The organism is Microbacterium sp. ZW CA_36, assembly GCF_044987475.1.
Taxonomy (GTDB): Bacteria; Actinomycetota; Actinomycetes; order Actinomycetales; family Microbacteriaceae; genus Microbacterium.
On sequence record NZ_JBJDRL010000083.1, the window covers coordinates 1 to 14,402 of the forward strand.

The 14,402-nt window shown below is 72.7% G+C and carries 16 protein-coding genes; 7 read left to right on the top strand and 9 right to left on the bottom strand.

Annotated features, from left to right (window positions below; translation table 11 throughout):
* From ACI3KX_RS20225 to ACI3KX_RS20235, 3 genes are all read right to left on the bottom strand, one after another.
* On the bottom strand, positions 1 to 559 hold a 559-nt coding region (locus tag ACI3KX_RS20225), incomplete at its 3' end, for a BTAD domain-containing putative transcriptional regulator (RefSeq protein ID WP_404910865.1).
* 64 nt (positions 560 to 623) lie between these two features.
* Complete coding sequence (locus tag ACI3KX_RS20230; protein ID WP_349425464.1) at positions 624 to 1,046, bottom strand: DUF1801 domain-containing protein; 423 nt, start codon at positions 1,044 to 1,046, stop codon at positions 624 to 626.
* Positions 1,046 to 1,627: an HhH-GPD-type base excision DNA repair protein gene (locus ACI3KX_RS20235; RefSeq protein WP_404910866.1), complete on the bottom strand. Its 582-nt coding sequence runs from the start codon at positions 1,625 to 1,627 to the stop codon at positions 1,046 to 1,048. Before ACI3KX_RS20235 ends, ACI3KX_RS20230 begins: the two co-directional genes overlap by 1 nt.
* 61 nt (positions 1,628 to 1,688) lie before the next feature.
* On the opposite strand from ACI3KX_RS20235, the gene ACI3KX_RS20240 reads away from it, so the two are divergent.
* From ACI3KX_RS20240 to ACI3KX_RS20270, 7 genes are all read left to right on the top strand, one after another.
* Positions 1,689 to 3,266, top strand: a complete 1,578-nt coding sequence (locus tag ACI3KX_RS20240; RefSeq protein ID WP_404910867.1) for a protoporphyrinogen/coproporphyrinogen oxidase — start codon at positions 1,689 to 1,691, stop codon at positions 3,264 to 3,266.
* A gap of 100 nt (positions 3,267 to 3,366) precedes the next feature.
* Complete coding sequence (locus tag ACI3KX_RS20245; RefSeq protein WP_404910868.1) at positions 3,367 to 3,756, top strand: hypothetical protein; 390 nt, start codon at positions 3,367 to 3,369, stop codon at positions 3,754 to 3,756.
* A 4-nt stretch (positions 3,757 to 3,760) separates the two neighbouring features.
* On the top strand, positions 3,761 to 4,162 hold the full coding sequence (locus ACI3KX_RS20250) for a phage holin family protein (RefSeq protein WP_349425460.1): 402 nt from the start codon (positions 3,761 to 3,763) through the stop codon (positions 4,160 to 4,162).
* A complete protein-coding gene (locus tag ACI3KX_RS20255) occupies positions 4,152 to 4,436 on the top strand; it encodes a hypothetical protein (protein ID WP_349425459.1) in 285 nt (94 codons plus the stop codon). Before ACI3KX_RS20250 ends, ACI3KX_RS20255 begins: the two co-directional genes overlap by 11 nt.
* A gap of 184 nt (positions 4,437 to 4,620) precedes the next feature.
* Positions 4,621 to 5,466: a uroporphyrinogen-III synthase gene (locus ACI3KX_RS20260; RefSeq protein ID WP_404910869.1), complete on the top strand. Its 846-nt coding sequence runs from the start codon at positions 4,621 to 4,623 to the stop codon at positions 5,464 to 5,466.
* 6 nt (positions 5,467 to 5,472) lie between these two features.
* On the top strand, positions 5,473 to 6,471 hold the full coding sequence (gene cofD, locus ACI3KX_RS20265) for a 2-phospho-L-lactate transferase (protein ID WP_404910870.1): 999 nt from the start codon (positions 5,473 to 5,475) through the stop codon (positions 6,469 to 6,471).
* Between the two features lies 1 nt (position 6,472).
* On the top strand, positions 6,473 to 7,216 hold the full coding sequence (locus ACI3KX_RS20270; protein WP_349425456.1) for a sulfite exporter TauE/SafE family protein: 744 nt from the start codon (positions 6,473 to 6,475) through the stop codon (positions 7,214 to 7,216).
* Between the two features lie 120 nt (positions 7,217 to 7,336).
* On the opposite strand, the gene ACI3KX_RS20275 is transcribed toward ACI3KX_RS20270, so the two are convergent.
* The 6 genes from ACI3KX_RS20275 to cofG form a co-directional block, all read right to left on the bottom strand.
* Positions 7,337 to 8,056 (bottom strand): class I SAM-dependent methyltransferase, encoded by a 720-nt coding sequence (locus tag ACI3KX_RS20275; RefSeq protein ID WP_404910871.1) that lies wholly within the window; start codon positions 8,054 to 8,056, stop codon positions 7,337 to 7,339.
* 25 nt (positions 8,057 to 8,081) lie between these two features.
* Positions 8,082 to 8,513, bottom strand: coding sequence for a cupin domain-containing protein (locus ACI3KX_RS20280; RefSeq protein ID WP_349425455.1), 432 nt, complete (start codon positions 8,511 to 8,513; stop codon positions 8,082 to 8,084).
* A 58-nt stretch (positions 8,514 to 8,571) separates the two neighbouring features.
* Positions 8,572 to 9,309, bottom strand: coding sequence for a 2-phospho-L-lactate guanylyltransferase (gene cofC, locus ACI3KX_RS20285; protein WP_404910872.1), 738 nt, complete (start codon positions 9,307 to 9,309; stop codon positions 8,572 to 8,574).
* The gene (gene fgd / locus ACI3KX_RS20290; RefSeq protein WP_404910873.1) at positions 9,306 to 10,319 is read right to left on the bottom strand and encodes a glucose-6-phosphate dehydrogenase (coenzyme-F420); all 1,014 of its coding nucleotides are present in this window, start codon (positions 10,317 to 10,319) and stop codon (positions 9,306 to 9,308) included. Before fgd ends, cofC begins: the two co-directional genes overlap by 4 nt.
* Complete coding sequence (locus tag ACI3KX_RS20295) at positions 10,316 to 11,908, bottom strand: flavin-containing monooxygenase (RefSeq protein WP_404910874.1); 1,593 nt, start codon at positions 11,906 to 11,908, stop codon at positions 10,316 to 10,318. The genes fgd and ACI3KX_RS20295 overlap by 4 nt, the downstream gene beginning before the upstream one ends.
* Positions 11,905 to 14,402, bottom strand: a 2,498-nt coding sequence (gene cofG / locus ACI3KX_RS20300) for a 7,8-didemethyl-8-hydroxy-5-deazariboflavin synthase CofG (protein WP_404910875.1), incomplete at its 5' end; no start/stop codon positions are given. The genes ACI3KX_RS20295 and cofG, both read right to left, overlap by 4 nt.

Genomic DNA, 14,402 nt, shown 5'->3' on the forward strand with positions numbered 1-14,402 from the left:
GTGCGGGCGGTTCGGGCGCGGTGCCCGATGTTGCTGCGGCCGCCCCCGTCGGGGCCAAGCTCCCCACCCCGGACCCGGCCTCGGCCCCGGCTCCGGCGATCCGTTCGGCGTGGGCCCGATCCTCCAGCAGGTCGCGGAGCACCCAGTCGAAGCCGTCGCCCGGCGTCCAGGGCTCCCCGCGCCACAGCGCGAGGGCGGCCCGCGCGTCCGCCACGGCAGCAGCCGGGTCCTCGGCGTGCCGGGCGCGAGCGACGAGATCCTGGAACAGCGCGATGTCGACGTCTTCGCGCGCGATCGCCAGCCGATACCCGCCCGGCACCGCCTCCAGCGTGCCGGCGGGGACGACGCGGCGCAGGCGCGAGGCCAGCGACTGCAGCGAAGCGCGCGGGTCGTCGGGCAGGTCGTCCGGCCACACGTCCTCGGCGAGCGAGCGGTACGCGACGGTCGTGCCCGCGTCGAGTGCGAGGCGGAAGAGGAGCGCCTCCTGGCCGCGACCGCGGATCTCGACCGGGGCGTCGTCCGCCTCCGCCTCGAGTCCACCGAAGAACCTCAGCCGCACGTCGTCAACCTTAGGACCCGGCGCCGTCGGTCCCGGGGATCGTGGTCGGCGCAGGCGGGGCGCGTCAGTCGGTGACGGTGAGCGTCGCGGAGCCGGTGTCTCCGACGATCACACGCCGGTAGTCCTCGGCCACGATCTCTCGCAGCACCTCGGCGTCGATCGACTGGAGGTCCTTGAGGTACAGGCAGCCGACACCGATCTCGTGGGGGCCCAGTCTCGCCAGCCGCTCGCCGTGCGCCCCGGCGTCGAGCAGGTAGACCGTCGTCGCCTGGCGGCGCGGGGCGAACGCGCTGATGGGGGCGTCGCCTTCCGTGCCGGTCGGGTAGTGGTAGTGGCACGACCCGAAGCCGATGATCGTGCCCCACAGCTCGGGCTCGCGCCCGGTGACATCGCGCATGAGAGCGACCATCGTCGCGGCATCCCGGCGCCGCTTGGGGGAGCTCACGGCCGCGAGGAACTCGTCGACATCACCACCGGTCTTCTTCATCACACGCCCCCGCCACCCGACTTCGCGGCTGCTTTCATGGCGCGCTTGTGCTCGCGCACCTTCGTCAGCGACTCCGGCGAGACGATGTCGGCGACGCTGCGGAACGAATCGTTCTCGCCGTAGGGCGCGGACGCCTCTCGCCATCCGTCGCCGGTGTACCCGTACTGCTTGCCCAGCAGCGCGAGGAAGATCTTCGCCTTCTGCTCCCCGAATCCCGGCAGGGCCTTGAGCCGCTTGAGGACCGTGGCGCCGTCCGGCTCGTCGCGCGTCCAGATCGCCGAGGCGTCGCCGCCCCAGTCCTGGCCGACGGCCGCGCACAGCGCCTGCACCCGTGCGGCCATCGATCCCGGGAACCGGTGCACGGCGGGCGTTGCCGAGAACAGTGCGGCGAACGCCTCCGGATCGAAGCTCGCCAGCGCTGCGGCATCCAGGGTTCCCGCTCGTTCCGAGATCTTCAGCGGACCGGCGAACGCGGTCTCCATCGCGACCTGCTGATCGAGCAGCATGCCGATGAGCAGGGCGAGCGGGTCGTCGGTCAGCAGGCGATCGGCGTCGTCGTCGCCCGTGATGTGGAGCGTCATGGCCCCAGTCTCGCACCCGCGGCCCCCGGCGCGGCAGGGCGCGAATGGGAGGATGGATGCCGTGACCGTCCCCACGCCCTCTCCCGACGCCGCCGGCGCGTCACCTCGAGCCGCCGGGCGGGTGGGCCCGGCCGCCGAACCGCTCCAGGACCTCGTCGACCATGCCCGCCACACACGCGTGGTGGTGATCGGCGGCGGCATCGCCGGGCTGGTCGCCGCCTGGGAGTGCGCCAAGGTCGGCATGGGCGTCACGCTCGTGGAGGCATCCGATCGCCTCGGCGGCACGATCGGCTCGGCCCGCATCGGGGACCACGATCTCGAGACCGGCGTCACCTGCTGGTCCACTCGCGGCGGCGCCGTGCGACGGCTGGTCGACGAGGTGCTGCCGGAGGCCACCATCGTGACGCCGCGCGACGAGCGCGAGTGGATCGCCGGCCTCGTGAAAGGCGGCGCCGCGCCGCTGCCGACGGAGCAGGTGCTCGGCATCCCGGCGAATCCGTGGGACGAGGACGTGCGCCGGCTGATCGGCTGGGACGGCACGTGGCGCGCCTACCTCGACCGGCTGCGTCCGCCGCTGACCATCGGCGCCCAGCGCAGCCTCGGCCGCCTCGTGCAGAGCCGCATGGGCGCCAAGGTGCGCGAACGTCTCGTCGCACCGCTCACCGTGGACCGCTTCGGCCTCGACCCCGACGACGTCGACGTCGAGATCGCGGCGCCGGGACTGAGCAACGCGCTCACCCGCACCGGCTGGCTGGGCGGCGCCGTCGCCGACGTCCGCGTGGGTGCCTCGGGTGCCGCGATCGAAGGGCTGGACGGCGGGATGCCGCAGCTCGTGGCCGCTCTGGCGGAACGGCTGGCGGAGCGCGGGGTCGTGCTGCACACGAACGCGCGGGCGTCGAGCCTCGTGCGCAGCGGCGAGACCTGGACGGTCGGCTTCGCAGCGCAGACGGCCGCGGCGTCGACGAGCTCGGCCGCGACGTCCGCCGAGCCGGACCAGGCACTCCTGGGAGACCTCCCGGCCGACGCCGTCGTCATCGCGACCGGCGAAGCCGCCGCGCGCGCCCTCGTGGCTCCGGCGCTCGGCGCCCCTGAGTTCGCCGACGTGCCGCCGGCAGGCATCGCGCGGGAGGTGGTGACGCTGGTCGTCGACGCCCCCGAGCTTGATGCGGCTCCGCGCGGCGCGCACGTGCACGCCGTGCCCGGTGGGCGCGGAGCGACGGGGCTCGTCCACGAGACCGCGCGCTGGGAGTGGCTCGCCCGTGAGGTCGGGCCCGGCCGCCACGTCCTCCGCCTCGCCTTCGGCGCACCGGGAGTCGTGCCCGCCACCGCGGGACTGGACGACGCCGATGCGGCCGCTCTCGCCGTGGCAGAGGGATCCGCCCTCCTCGGTGTGGCTCTCGACGCGGACCGGACCGTCGGCGCGCACCGTGACGCGTTCACCCTCGCCCCGCCCGCGTCGGCCCTCGGACACCGCGATCGCGCGGCCGGCGTGCGCGCTGCGGTCGAGCGTGCGCACGGCCTGGCGACGGTCGGTGCGTGGCTCTCGGGAAGCGGGCTGGCCCAGGTGGTCGCCGACGCGCGCGAGGAGACCGACCGGCTGCGCCGCCAGGTGCTGTGGGGCGCAGCCGCAACGGAATGAGCACGCCGTGACGACCGGTGTCAAGGGTGGATGCCGGAATCGGCATACAGGGCTACCCTGGGAGGGTCGTCAGGTGCACACCGAAGCGTGAGGAGACCTCATGAAGGGCAAGGCAGGACTGGTCGTCGGACTTGCGATCGGGTACGTCCTCGGTACGCGGGCGGGCCGAGAGCGGTACGAGCAGATCAAGGCGCAGTGGCTGAAGGTGTGGAACGCCGAGCCCGTGAAGGCGCAGGTCGACAAGGTGAAGGACTTCGCCAAGTCGCAGGCGATGGCGCTGCCGTCCACGCTGTGGGATTCGGCGGTCAAGGTCACCCAGGCCGCCGGAGCGAAGGGCACGCCCGGGCAGAAGCTCGACGCCGCCCTCAAGGTCGGCCAGGACTCGGCCGACGACGTGGAGAAGGCGGCGCAGACCTCGGCGAAGGCGGTGAAGGACGCCGTCGAGGATGCGATCGACGACGCGTCGCAGAACGGCCGCGGCGGGGCCTGACGTGATGACCACGCCGCGTGGCTTCCGCGACCGCGCGGACGACAGCCTGCTCACGCTGATCGGCGAGATCCCGGAGCTGATCCGCAACCTCGTCATCGCGGAGATCGACGCCGCCAAGGCGTGGCTCTCCCGCACCGCGAAGGACGGCGGGTGGGGTGCGCTGTGGGTGTTCGCCGCCCTGTTCGTGCTCTTCTGGTCGGTGCCCGTCCTCGGCACCTTCGTGATCGCAGGGCTGTCGTCGTGGTGGCCGGTATGGCTCTCGGCGCTCGTCGTCTTCTTCGCGATGCTCGTCATCACGGCGGTGCTGGCCTGGCTCGGCATCCTTCGCTTCAAGAAGATCGGCGAGCGTCAGAACCCCGTGCAGTCGATCGCCCTGGATGTGAAGGAGGTGCGCGATGAGCTCTGACGCCGTCGTGCCCGTGCCCGTGCCCCGCACCGCCGTCCCGCTCGGCATCGGCGATCCCGTCGTGCAGGCGCGCACCGAACTGAAGGCCGCGCTCGCCGCGATCGAAGAGAAGGCCAACGTGCCACGGCGCGTCGGCCGGGCCGTGGATGACGGTGTCGAGCAGGCTCGCGCCTTCCAGCGCAGCAACCCTGCGCTCGCCGCCGCAGCGGTCATCGTGGGTGCCGTTGCGATCGGCGCCGCCGTCTGGGGTTTCGTCCGCCTGTACACGCGCTGATCCCGCCGCTTCCCGCGCTCTCCACAGGTGAGGGGCACTGCTTCCGGGATGAGGGGTATGCTCGGGAGGCAAGGCAGTGCAACGGTGCGTATGCTGCCGATCGCGCGAACCCGATTCGAATCGCGCATCGGCTGCTCGAACGTGGTGAGCGGCCGACTGAGCACCATCGAGAGTCGACCCCCTTATGAACACCGCCGCAGCTCAGCACCAGTCCCTCAAACCATTGACCGGCTGGCGCGTTCTCGTCCCTCGGGGCGGCCCCTGGGGCGACGGTGTCGCGGCCACTCTCCGTCGTCAGGGCGCGACCCCCGTCATCGCCCCCCTCATCAATTTCGCGCCCACGAATGACCAGGCCACGCTCGAGCAGGCGCTCGCCGATCTGGCAGCCGGCAGGTTCGACTGGCTCACCGTGACGAGCGCTACGACCGTCGACGTGCTCTACGCGTATCGGGCTGTCGTCCCGCCGACCACGAAGGTCGCGGCTGTGGGCGAGACCACCGCGGCAGCGCTCCTCGCCGTCGGCTACCGCGTCGACCTGGTTCCTGAGCGCGACAACTCCGCGGCCGGCATGGCGGAGCAGCTCATCGGCCTCGAGCCGCAGGCCCGCGACATCCTCACGCTCCGCAGCGAGATCGCCAAGCCCGTGCTCACCCGCATGCTGACCGAGGCCGGGCACCGTGTCCGCAGCGTCGTCGCCTACCGCACCGTCGGGGTGCCGGTGACCGAGCGCATCGCGGAAGACGTCCGATCCGGACGCATCAACGCCATCCTCGTGACCAGCGGCTCGGTGGCCGAGCAGGTGCACGAGCAGTTCTCCCACATCCCTGCCACCACCCTCATCGCCGCGATCGGACCGCGCACGGCCAAGGACGCCCGCCGGGCCGGCCTCGACGTCGACGTCATCGCGGACGCGCAGACGGTCGACGCGCTCATCGACGCGGTCGCCAAGTTCTCGCTGCCGCACGCGGCCGACGAGTTCGCACCCCGCACCGGCGTGCTCCCGCAGCTCGGCATGGACGGCCGGGGCTGACGCCAGATGGCCGGCACGCCCCGCATCGTCGTGCTCGCGGGCGGCGTGGGCGGCTCCCGGTTCGTGCTGGGCGTCCGCGCAGCGCTGCGCGCGCGCGGCCTCGACGACACCGCGTCGGCGCTCACCGTGATCGTCAACACAGGTGACGACCTGTGGCTCTCCGGCGTCCGCCTCCAACCCGACGTCGACTCGATCACCTACGCGCTCGCCGGCGTGAACGACGCCGAACGCGGCTGGGGTCGTCAGGGCGACAGCGAGCGCGTCAACCACGAGCTGCAGGAGTGGGGCGCGGGATGGCCCTGGTTCACTCTCGGCGACCTCGACCTCGGCACGCACCTCGCCCGCACCGGCTGGCTGCGCGACGGCCTCACGCCCACGCAGGTGCTCGAGCGGATGTCGCACCGCTGGGACCTCGGCGCACGCCTGCTGCCGATGACCGACACGGAGGTCGACACCATCGTCGTCCTCCAGGACGGCTCACGCCTGCATTTCCAGGAGTGGTGGACGCGTCACCGCGCCACCCTCGCGCCCGCGCGGTTCGAGAACCCCGGCGTCGACGGCGCCGTTCCCGCACCCGGCGTGACAGAAGCGATCGCGACGGCTGATGTGGTGCTGCTCGCGCCCTCCAACCCCGTCGTGTCGATCGGCCCGATCCTCGCCGTGCCCGGCATCCGTCAGGCGCTCCGCGAGACCGCGGCGCCGGTCGTCGGCGTCTCGCCCATCATCGGCGGCAAGGTCGTGCGCGGCATGGCCGACGTCTGCCTCACCGCGATCGGGGTCGAGACTTCCGCCGCCGCGGTGGCGGGGCTGTACGGTGCGCGCGCGGACGGCGGGCTGCTCGACGCGTGGCTCATCGCCGAGGAGGACGAGGCTGTGGCCGACGAGGTCGCCCGGCTCGGCATCCGATCTCTCGTCCGTCCGCTGTGGATGACGGACGATGCGCGTCAGACGGCGCTCGGCGAGGCGGCGCTGACCGCCGGCCTGGCCGACGATCGAGCTCTCTGACGTGCCCGAGCTGGCGTGGTGGGCGTGGGCCCTGCTCGGCGTCGGCGCCGTCGTCGTCGGACTTTCGAAGACCGCCGTTCCCGGAGCCGGCACCATCGCCGTCGCGATCTTCGCGGCCGTCCTTCCGGCGAAGCAGTCGACCGGCGTGCTGCTGCTGCTGCTGATCGTCGCCGACCTGTTCGCGGTCACCATGTATCGCCGCCACGCGGACTGGCGGACACTCCTGCGGCTCGCCCCTGCCGTCGTCGTCGGCGTGCTGCTGGGCGTGGTGTTCCTGTGGTTCGCCGACGACCTCTGGGTGAAGCGGTCGATCGGCGTCATCCTCCTCGCGGTGATCGCCATCACGCTGCTGCGCCGCCGGTTCATGTCGCAGGTCGACACCGCCGGACCACACCGCATCGCCGCGGCGACCTACGGGTCGCTCGGAGGGTTCACCACGATGGTCGCGAACGCCGCCGGCCCCGTGATGTCGATGTACTTCCTCGCGGCGCGCTTCGAGGTGAAGGCGTTCCTCGGCACGGCGGCGTGGTTCTTCGCCATCGTCAACCTCTTCAAGGTGCCGTTCTCGATCGGCATCGGGATCATCACCGTGCCCGGGCTCCTCATCGACCTGGTGCTCGTGCCGCTCGTCGTCGCGTCCGCGTTCCTCGGCCGCTGGCTGGCCGACCGCATGCCGCAGTCCGTGTTCGAGAAGCTCGTGATCGCCTTCACCATCGTCGGCGCGGTGTACCTGCTCCTCGGCTGACGGGTCGGGGCGCGCGGCTGGGCCGCGGCATCCGTTCCGGCGCGTGTCCGTCACGTCACCGCATCAGGTGATGTGACGGGAGCAGGAGATTCTCTGCGCGATCGTCCTGTCCTGGTGAGATCACCTGATCTCGGGACCGGGGGAGACGGATGCCGCGCTCCGCGCGATCGCGGTGATCCAGCGTTCCACGGACTCGGCGCGCGTCGACTCGAAAACGCGCTCCGGACGCCAGCCCGCGGTGCGCAGCGCTTCCCGCAGCCCCTCCTGGTCCCAGTACGTGAAGTGGCGCGGGTCATCGAGCTTCGCTTCCGACCAGGCGGCGCCTGTGCCCTTCTTGAAGCTGGCGACCAGGACGCCGCCCGGGCGACACGCGCGCCGCGCCGTGGCCAGGACGCGGGGAAGGTCGGCCCGTGGCACGTGCAAGAGGACGGCGTTCGCGAAGACGGCGTCGTACGGCCCGCCGAAGTCGTCGGCGCGGACATCCAGCACTCGCGCCGAGTGGCCCGCCGCCCGCAGCGTGTCGATGAAGGCGGTGGCACCGTCGGTGCGGTCGACGATGACGCCTGCGGATTCGAGGGCTGCGGCATCCCGCCCGGTCGCGCTGCCCAGCTCGAGCACATGCGACCCGCGGGGCACCAGCGCGAGCAGGTCGTCGACCAGCGGCGAAGGATCCTGCGCGGTGCGCTCGGCGTACTGCCGGGCGCCGCGTTCGTACGCGGTGAGCGTCGCGTCCTGCGGGTTCGCGGTGAGCGTCGCGTCTTGCGGGTTCGTGGCGAGCGTCGCGTCTTGCGGGTTCGTGGCGAGCGTCGCGTCCTGCGGGTCCGCGTCCTGAGGGTTCACGCGTTCGGGGATCCAGGCCGCGGGGTCAGGTCCAGGGGGAGGCGCGGTCGGGGGCGCGCTGGCTGTCGTCGGGCAGCTGGGGCAGTTCGCGGCCGCCGGCGCGGATGCACAGCCACCGCAGCTGCTCGGGGCTGTCGGGCAGCGCGCGCCACGTGCGCAGCACGCCCTGGCCCACGCGCACCACGGTGCCGGGGCCCACGTCGATGATGTCGTCGTCGAGCGCCATCTGCCCGCGGCCGGCGAGGAACACGTAGGCCTCCTCGACGCGCGAGTGCGCGTGCCAGTAGCCGGCTTCCTCACCCGGCTCATACGCGTTCGCGGTCATGCCGATGTACTGCAGATTCAGCTCGTGGTCGACCACTCTGCGCCCGTCGCGCGAGCTGTCGGGCCGGAACCCGCCGTAGTGCGCCCGCCACTCGTCGAGCCCGCCGATCTCCAGCACCTCGTAGTCGCTCATCACGCCAGGCTAGCGCCGTGCCGGCCGACGGGCCCATCCTCATCCTCGGCGAGACGCGTCACGCCTCGGCGTGCGCAGCCAGCAGTGCGGCCGTGCGGGGGCCGAGGCCGAGCGCGGCGGCGGCCGTCAGCTGCGCGGCGGTGTCGACGTCGCGACGAAGGGTGGAGGCATCCGCGATCGGGAGCGCCTCACACCCCAGCGCGACGTGCCGCGCGAAGGAGCCGTCGCCGAACGACGTCTCCCACGCGACGCCCGCCCGTGCGGTGACCAGCGTCGAGCCCGTGCCCTCCGCGTCGGGCACGACGGCCCGGTCGACGGATGCCGCGGCCCGCAGTGCCTCGGCCAGATCGTCGGGTCGCAGAGCCGGAAGGTCGCCGAGGAGGGCTGCGCGCGGCATCCGTCCGTCCGGATCGATCGCAGCCACCCCCACCGCCACCGCGGCGTCGAGCCCGCCCGCGTCGCGCTCGGGGACGAACCGCAGCGCCGGGATCATCGCCGCTTCGCGTGCGAGCGTCGCGTCGTCGGTCACCACGACGACCTGAGCGACGAGCTCGCACACGCTCGCCGCGGTGAGCGTGTCGAGGGCGATCGCGCGGGCGAGGTCGGCACGGCCCACTCCCTCGACGTCGAGGCGCGACTTGGCGCGCGCCGACGGCTTGACCGGGACCACCACGATCCAGCGCGGCGTGCGCAACTCACGCGGGTCGGCCGAGGGGACCTCGTCGCGCCGGGCCGACGGCGGCTCGGCCTGAGTCGTGCGCGGTGCACGCCCGCGCCGCCGGAACAGCGGGCTCACGCGCCGAACCGCGCGCGCAGCCGCGGCAGGATCTCCTCGCCGTACAGCCGCAGGAACGCGCCCTGGTCGTGGCCGGGGTCGTGGAACACCAGGTGGCGGAACCCGAGCTCGATGTACCACCCGATGCGCTCGACGTGCTCATCGGGGTCGTCCGACACGATGAACCGCGAGGCCGCGCGCTCGATCGGAAGCTGCTCGCCGAGGCGCTGCATCTCGATCGGGTCGTCGACGCCCATCTTCTCGTCGGGCGCGAGGGCGAGCGGCGCCCAGAACCGGGTCTTCTCCTGCGCGGCCTCGAGCGTCGCGTCGAGCGACACCTTCACCTCGATGAGCGTGTCGATGGCGTCGGCCGGGCGGCCCGCCTTCTCGAGGCCCTCGTGCAGCGCCGGCAGGAGCGTGTCGGTGTAAAGCTCGCGCTTCTTGCCCGACGTGGTGATGAACCCGTCGGCGATGCGACCGGCGAGGCGGGTCGCGGCGGGCCCGGCAGCGCCGATGTAGATCGGCACCGGCTCGGGCAGCTTGTCGTAGATCGTGATGTTGCGGGCGTGGTAATAGGTGCCGTCGAAGTTGACGCGGTCCTCCGACCACAGCCGGCGGATGAGGCCGATCGCCTCTTTGAGCCGCTGGAACCGCTCGGGCGGGTCGGGCCACGCGATGCCCAGATTCGCCTCGTTCAGCGCCTCGCCCGTGCCGACGCCGAGGATCACGCGCCCCGGGTACATCACGCCGAGCGTCGCGAAGTCCTGCGCGACGACCGTCGGGTTGTACCGGAAGGTGGGGGTCAGCACCGACGTGCCGATCAGCACGCGCGAGGTCTTCGCGCCGAGCGCGCCGAGCCACGGGACGGATGCCGGAGCGTGCCCGCCGTCGTGCAGCCACGGCTGCAGGTGGTCCGAGATGAAGACGGAGTCGAACCCGGCCTCCTCGGCCTGGATCGCGTAGTCGAGCAGCTCGGCGGGGCCGAACTGCTCGGCGGACGCCTTGTAGCCGAAGCGCAGCGGAACGGTCATGCGGAGCTCCCTTCGAGAGCAGGTTCGCGATCGGGGTGCGGGCGCGGGTCCTCCCGGCGGCCGTGTGGGTCGTCGTGTGCGGGCAGGAACTCCGAGCCGTCGGCCCGGGCGAGCCGCTCGCGGAAGGCGTCGACCGTGCCGGGCCACAGCAGGGCGAGCCGGCCGGAGCGCTCGTCGACGTACCAGTTGCGGCATCCGCCGGTCATCCAGCGGGTGGATGCCGCCGCCCGCGCGATCTCGTCGGTGTACTGCCGTTCGGCGTCGGGGTCGACGCGAAGCACCCGGCCCGAGCGGTCGTCGAGGACGCGGGCGACGTAGCCCGCCTGCTCCTCGATCATGAGCACGGACGACGAATGACCCAGTGAGGCGTTCGGGCCGTTGAGCACGAAGAGATTCGGGAAGCCCGCGACGACGGTCGAGGCGAACGCCGTCATCCCGCCCGACCAGTGCTCGGCGAGCGTCTGGCCGTGCTCGCCGGCGACGAGCTCGGCGTAGGGCTGGCGGGTCGAGGCGAAGCCGGTCGCGAGGACGAGCGCATCGATCTCGTGGCGGGTGCCATCGGAGGCGACGAGCGTCGAGCCCTCCACGGCGGCGAGCGCGGCCGGCACGAGGGACACGGCGCCGGATGCCACGGCGGGGTAGAACTCGTCCGAGAGCAGCACGCGCTTGCACCCGAACGCGTAGTCCGGGGTGAGCGCGGCGCGCAGCGCGGGATCGGCCACCTGTCGTTCGAGGTGCGCGAGCGCCACGGCCTCGGCCTCCGCCGCGGCGGCGGAGTCCCCCGAGCGCGAGGCGAAGCGCGCCTCGCCCTCGGCGTACAGATCGGCTCTCAGCGCCTCGAGCGACGCGGGGTCCGTGACGAAGCGGGCGCGGTCGGCGTCGGAATACGCGTCCCCGCCCCGCGGCACGATCCATGCGGGCGTGCGCTGGAAGAGCGTGACATGCGCCGCTGCGCGCGCGAGCTCGGGCACGATCTGGACGGCGCTCGCCCCGGTGCCGACGACGCCGACGCGTGCGCCGGCGAGATCTGCGGTGTGATCCCACCGCGCCGAGTGGAACAGCGGCCCCGGGAACTGCTCGAGGCCGGCGATCCGGGGGATCGTCGGCTCCGTGAGCCGCCCGCACGCGAGCACCAGCACGTCGGCGATGATGACGTCGTCATCGGTCTCGCCCTCGCGTCCGGATGACGCGCCCTGATGTCCGGCGGACCGGTGGGACGCCCCCGCAGGCGACGTGCCGATGCGCCAGACCGCGTGCCCGGCATCCCACTCGGCCCGCTGCATCGCCGTGCGCAGGCGCAGCCGGTCGCCCAGGCCCTCGACGTCCACGACGTGCTCGAGGTAGGAGTGGATCTCGGCGCCCTTCGCGTACGTGCCCGACCACGACGGGTTCGGGTGCGCGGCGAAGCCGTACAGGTGCGACGGCACATCGCACGCGACGCCCGGGTAGGTGTTGTCGCGCCAGGTGCCGCCGACGGATGTGCCGCGCTCGAGCACGACGAAGTCCTCGCGGCCGGCGCGACGCAGCGCCATCGCCATGCCGATGCCCGCGAACCCGGCACCGACGATCGCGACCTCGACGCGGGTCATCGCGTCGCCTGGCCGTACGTCGTCGTGCGCCGGCGGAACGGGCGGAACAGCCGCGCGACCATGGCGGCGGCATCCGTCACCGGCAGTTCGAGGCCCTGCTCGATGCCCGCCTCGGGCTTGACGCGGCCGTCGAGCAGCGTGCCGCCCAGGTCGTCGCCACCCGACTGCAGCAGGACGACGGAAGCCTCGCGCCCGACACGCGTCCACGGGATCTGCACGTGCGGGATGCTGCCCGACAGCAGCAGGCGCGACACCGCGACCATCGCGCGGTGCTCGTCGAGCGACGCCCGGCCGGGGACGAGCGGCACGCCGCCGGCGGGGCCCGGAAGGGGGATCGGCACGAACTCGGTGAACCCGCCTCCGGTCGCTGAGCTTGTCGAAGCGCCCTGGATCGCGCGCAGCCGCCGGAGGTGCGCGACGCGCTCGGCGGTGGTCTCGACGTGCCCGTAGAAGAGCACGCTCGTCGAGCGGAGGCCGGCGCGATGTGCCGCGGTGATGCCCTCGATCCAGCGGTCGATCTCAAGGTCGCCGGGGGCCACGAGGCCGCGGACGCGCTCGCTCAGCACCTTGACGCCGGTGCCGGGAACGGTGTCGACGCCCGCCTCGCGCAAGGCGGCCAGCGCCGCGTCGAGTCCGAGACCGGAGCGGTCGGCGAGATCGCGCACATCCTGCGGGCGGTACGCGTGGAGATGGATGCCGGGCGCCGCCGCCTTCGCCGCACGCGCGATGTCGAGGTAGCCCGAGGCGTCTACATCCGGCGGCAGGAGACCCTGTACGCACAGCTCGGTGGCGCCGAGGTCCCACGCGTCGGCGGCGATGGCGCCGACGTCGTCCAGCGTGAACGTCGCCGGGTCGTCGGTCGTCGCGGCGCGGAGCCCGGAGGACGTGAGGTTGCGGTTGACGACGAGCGTGACCGCCTCGCCCACGGTGTAGCGGCGCACGTCGTCGGCCGTCGCGGCGAGCATGTCGAGGTCGTCGCCGGTCGCCTCCAGGAGTGCGACCCACTCGGCGTCGTCGAGCGCGAGCGGGTCGGCCGCGGCGGTCTCGGCCAAGCGGCGGATGTCCGCCTGCACGGCGCCGGGGCCGGGTTGCGGGCTCGCGGTCCCTGAGCTTGTCGAAGGGCGCTCGCTCGACGACCGGGGGGCGGGTTGCGGGCGTTTCGTCTCGCTCGTTCCTCGCTCGCTCAACGACCGGGGGGTGGGTTGCGGGCGTTTCGTCTCGCTCGTTCCTCGCTCGCTCAACGACCGGGCATCGGGTTCCGGTCGTTGAGCGAAGGGCGCTCTGGCGCCCGAAGACGAAACGCCTGCACTCGGCGCATGGCTCGGTGCGGCGGCCAGGCCGGTCGCGGGGTCGGCGAGCGCCGTGACGGCGGGGCGCAGGTCGGAGTCGATCCACGTCTCGGCCTCGAGCACGAACTCGGGCTGAGCGGTCAGGCGCTCGCGCAGCTCGAAGCCGAGCTCGGCCGTCATGCGGGCGAGGTCGTCGAGGTGCGGCCACGGACGCTCGGGATTGACGTGATCGGCCGTCAGCGGCGAGACCCCGCCCCAGTCGTCGGCGCCGGCGCGCACGAGCAGGTCGAACTCGGTGGGATCCGAGAGGTTCGGCGGCACCTGGATCCGCATGCGGGGTCCCATGACCAGCCGCGCCACGGCGACCGCGGCGACGTACTCGAGCAGATCGGCGTCGGGCGCCCCCTGCATCGCGGTGCGGGGCTTCGCGCGGAAGTTCTGCACGATCACTTCCTGCACGTGGCCCTGGCCATCGATCATGTGCTGCTCGTGGGCATCACGGATCGCGACGAGCGACTCGGCGCGATCGGCGGCGGTCTCACCGATGCCGACGAGGATGCCGGTCGTGAAGGGCACGCGTTCGCGCCCCGCCGCATCGATCACCTCGAGCCGTACGGCCGGATCCTTGTCGGGCGAGCCGAAGTGGACCTGCCCGGGCTCTTCGAACAGCCGGCGCGACGTCGTCTCGAGCATCATGCCCATCGACGGCGCGGTCGGCCGCAGCATCCGCAGCTCCTCCGCGCTCATGACACCCGGATTCGCGTGGGCGAGCAGCCCGGTCTCGGCGGTCACCAGGCGGGCGATGTGGGCGACGTATTCGATCGTCGACGCGAACCCGTGCTCGTCGAGCCACGCCCGCGCCTCGGGCCAGCGATCCTCGGGGCGGTCGCCGAGGGTCAGCAGGACCTCCTTGCAGCCCATCGCCTGACCCTGTCGCACCACGGCGAGCACCTGCTCGGGCGACATGTACGCGGGCTTGCGCTTCTTCAGCAGCTGGCCCGGGGTGTCGACGAACACGCAGTAGTGGCAGCGATCGCGGCACAGGGTCGTGAGCGGGACGAAGACCTTGCGGGAGTACGTGATCACGCCCAGGCGACCGGATGCCGCGAGCCCGGCATCCCGCAGTTCGCCGGCGATCGCGAGCAGACGCTCGAAGCGCTCACCGGTCGCGGCGAGCAGCGTCTCGGCGTCGGCCGCGTCGAGCC

Bases quoted from the DNA above. Each gene is read 5' to 3' on its own strand.
- fgd (WP_404910873.1), bottom strand. From the start codon at position 10,319: ATGACCGTTCCGCTGCGCTTCGGCTACAAGGCGTCCGCCGAGCAGTTC.
- cofD (WP_404910870.1), top strand. From the start codon at position 5,473: ATGGCCGGCACGCCCCGCATCGTCGTGCTCGCGGGCGGCGTGGGCGGC.
- ACI3KX_RS20235 (WP_404910866.1), bottom strand. From the start codon at position 1,627: ATGACGCTCCACATCACGGGCGACGACGACGCCGATCGCCTGCTGACC.
- ACI3KX_RS20245 (WP_404910868.1), top strand. From the start codon at position 3,367: ATGAAGGGCAAGGCAGGACTGGTCGTCGGACTTGCGATCGGGTACGTC.
- ACI3KX_RS20250 (WP_349425460.1), top strand. From the start codon at position 3,761: ATGACCACGCCGCGTGGCTTCCGCGACCGCGCGGACGACAGCCTGCTC.
- ACI3KX_RS20255 (WP_349425459.1), top strand. From the start codon at position 4,152: ATGAGCTCTGACGCCGTCGTGCCCGTGCCCGTGCCCCGCACCGCCGTC.
- ACI3KX_RS20295 (WP_404910874.1), bottom strand. From the start codon at position 11,908: ATGACCCGCGTCGAGGTCGCGATCGTCGGTGCCGGGTTCGCGGGCATC.
- ACI3KX_RS20260 (WP_404910869.1), top strand. From the start codon at position 4,621: ATGAACACCGCCGCAGCTCAGCACCAGTCCCTCAAACCATTGACCGGC.
- ACI3KX_RS20280 (WP_349425455.1), bottom strand. From the start codon at position 8,513: ATGAGCGACTACGAGGTGCTGGAGATCGGCGGGCTCGACGAGTGGCGG.
- ACI3KX_RS20230 (WP_349425464.1), bottom strand. From the start codon at position 1,046: ATGAAGAAGACCGGTGGTGATGTCGACGAGTTCCTCGCGGCCGTGAGC.